Below are 2,705 nucleotides of genomic sequence, written 5' to 3' on the forward strand. Positions count from 1 at the left end.
TACGTATCCTTTCCGAACTCTCACAATTATTGTTGGGGTCCGTACTCGTTACAAAATAGTCTTCCCCGTCAACCAGTGCCGTTGTCAATGGAAGAATGATCGTATCGGTTTCCGTGGCAAAAAAGGAGATATCCCCCGTCGCGGTAACCATGAGGTCGGCCAAGGTAAGTCCGTTAGCACCAAAATCATTGGTGCAGAAAGCCTGGTTCGCGTCCGCCACTGGCATTTCAGGAATTCCTCCTATGGCAAAATTTTCCTGAAGCTCAAAATCAAAGGTTGTTCTACAGGGTGTGGTATCGTTTTGTGTACTTTTTAATACGACCGTATAATTACCTTTTGGTAAGGTGGCAATGTCGATCAGGTAATTGGCCGTCCCCCCATTAAAACCAATCGTATTGCTCACGACAACCTCGGACGAATCCAATTCGGTAACATTATAGGTAACTATATAGCCTCCATCTGACAGCATCGGGGCATCGACCACAACATCGATTTGCGTCGCATCACAATTATTGTCCACAACAAGGTCGAGCGAAATATCCTCCGGAGCAGGAATCAGGGTAAATATTGTGCTTATACAATCAAGATCAAAACTATTTGGAATAGCAATGGCGACCTCATATTGACCAGCAACAGTCAAATTAGTAGAAGGAATGTCAAAATCGGCATTTCCGTTAGTAAAGCTGATATTTTGTGCCGTATAATTCGCGGAATTATTATCTGGATCGGTCCTCGTATAGGCAATACTATATATATCGTTTGATAGGTTTCCTGAAGTGTCCAAAACATTCGTAAGCCTAATCGTTGCATCGGTATTGGGACAAATATCCATAGCCGAGGCACTGGCATCCGAAACCAAAAAAGTAGCTTGCGGTACGATAATATTCGGACAAACATCCCTTACAGGGTTGATGCCCTCAATCCCGATAATATCAAGGGTAACATATTCATTTGGGGCGACTATGGATGGGTTTACACGCAGTGTTCCCTGTCCTCCACTGAGCATGGCATCGTCAAAAGCTGTCTGGATGCCATCGCTATCATTTATTCGGTATTCTATTCGGTATTCCCCATTGGGAAGAATGGTATTGTCATAGGATAAAGGCACGTCATAGGGTGTTCCCACGCAGAAATTGGGAGGTGAGAGCGTACCATCCAACGCAGGAAGGATTATGATGCTGACTTCGGCAAATAACTTGGTACATACGGGGTGGGTCGGAAAAACCGTATACCTAAAATTGTAGGTACCATATCCAAAGTTCGTATTGATCGCCTGAACATCTATTTCATGATCGGTAAGGTCGCTTAGCTGGTTGGTTCCGGATTCGGACCAAGTACCATTGGGATCTTCCCCGATCAGGTAGTCGTTAAGGTCAACATTGGTCAATGCCGAAAGATCTTCATTGGTGCAGACGACCAAACTAGTGGGAGTGCCCGGGTTTGGTGCCGGATGCACTTCCAGAACCACGGTCGATTGCCGGCTAGGGCAGCTGGCTACAGTAGGAACGGTGTACGTAAAGGTATAAACACCGGGACCGGCTTGAAACGCATCAAAAGTATAACCGTTCAAAAAGTTGGTGGCACCTGCGGGCACTTCTTCCCAAAGGCCATTAAAATCCTGTACCTTTTCGTCTATTTCACTGCCCAAAAAACTGTGTAGGTTTACGGATGAATCATCGCTGCAGGCATTCGCACTGCCATCTATATTGTTTTCGCCTGGGTATCCCCCCAGGTTTATGCTAACCGTTGCCGATTCCCCGCAGGCCGTATTCGTATACACAAATTGGTGTACCCCACTATAATTGATACGCCATAGATCCACAACACCATTTGTTCGGTCAAGAGCTACATAGTTTGCGGGATCGGTTGTGGCCCACGTACCTCCAGGGCTTGGCAGGCCTCCCAATTTGTCGAACAAGGTATAGGTCCTGGTAGCCGGGTTTTGGTCTTTAGCGCAGACTGTGACGGTTGCATCCGAACCTGCACATTGAGCATCGACTTGATGGGAAATTATAATAAAAATGAATAGTAACATCCATTTTAAAATGGAAGAGGGAATATTGTGGTCGGTCATTGTAGTCTCATTGGAAGCTATTGGTTGTCAACTTCTACGGACCCAAATGTATTGGGGTAGATTTTATGGGGGAAAAGATTGTTGTGAAAAGGGCAAAAAGAAAGGTGAATCCTACAAAACATGTTCAAATTGTATTAATTGTCCAATGAATTTCATCGATTATTTTTGCATTTCATCGAGATAATTCACCGTGTAAAAGTCGTCGTATAGCTCTGGCTTCTTAAAATGCAATCCTTATCTTTATGGCATAATTCAAGCTGTATGCGCATACATTTTATCGCTATTGGAGGCAGTGCGATGCACAATCTTGCCCTAGCACTTCATCATAAAGGATATCACATTTCTGGGAGTGACGATGTTATCTTTGAACCTTCGAAGGGGCGGTTGGCCGCGAAAGGGCTGCTGCCAGAGACCTTCGGTTGGTTTCCCGAAAAAATACATCGGGGTTTGGATGCTGTCATCCTTGGGATGCATGCAAAACCTGACAATCCTGAACTTTTGAAAGCACAAGAATTGGGGGTTACGCTGTATTCCTATCCAGAATTTCTATATGAGCAATCGAAGAATAAAACACGGGTGGTCATTGGGGGTAGTCATGGCAAGACCACGATTACCTCGATGATATTACATG

At 44.9% G+C, this 2,705-nt stretch carries 2 protein-coding genes; one reads left to right on the plus strand and one right to left on the minus strand.

Translation table 11 applies throughout. The features are described 5' to 3' along the window. The coding region (locus WBM98_RS09385) for a hypothetical protein (protein WP_424365761.1) at positions 1 to 2,074 on the minus strand (2,074 nt) is incomplete at its 3' end. Between the two features lie 261 nt (positions 2,075 to 2,335). On the opposite strand from WBM98_RS09385, the gene WBM98_RS09390 reads away from it, so the two are divergent. Then, on the plus strand, positions 2,336 to 2,705 hold a 370-nt coding region (locus WBM98_RS09390; protein WP_424365762.1), incomplete at its 3' end, for a Mur ligase domain-containing protein.

It is taken from the genome of Maribacter sp. (genome assembly GCF_049667165.1).
Classification (GTDB): Bacteria; Bacteroidota; Bacteroidia; order Flavobacteriales; family Flavobacteriaceae; genus Maribacter_A.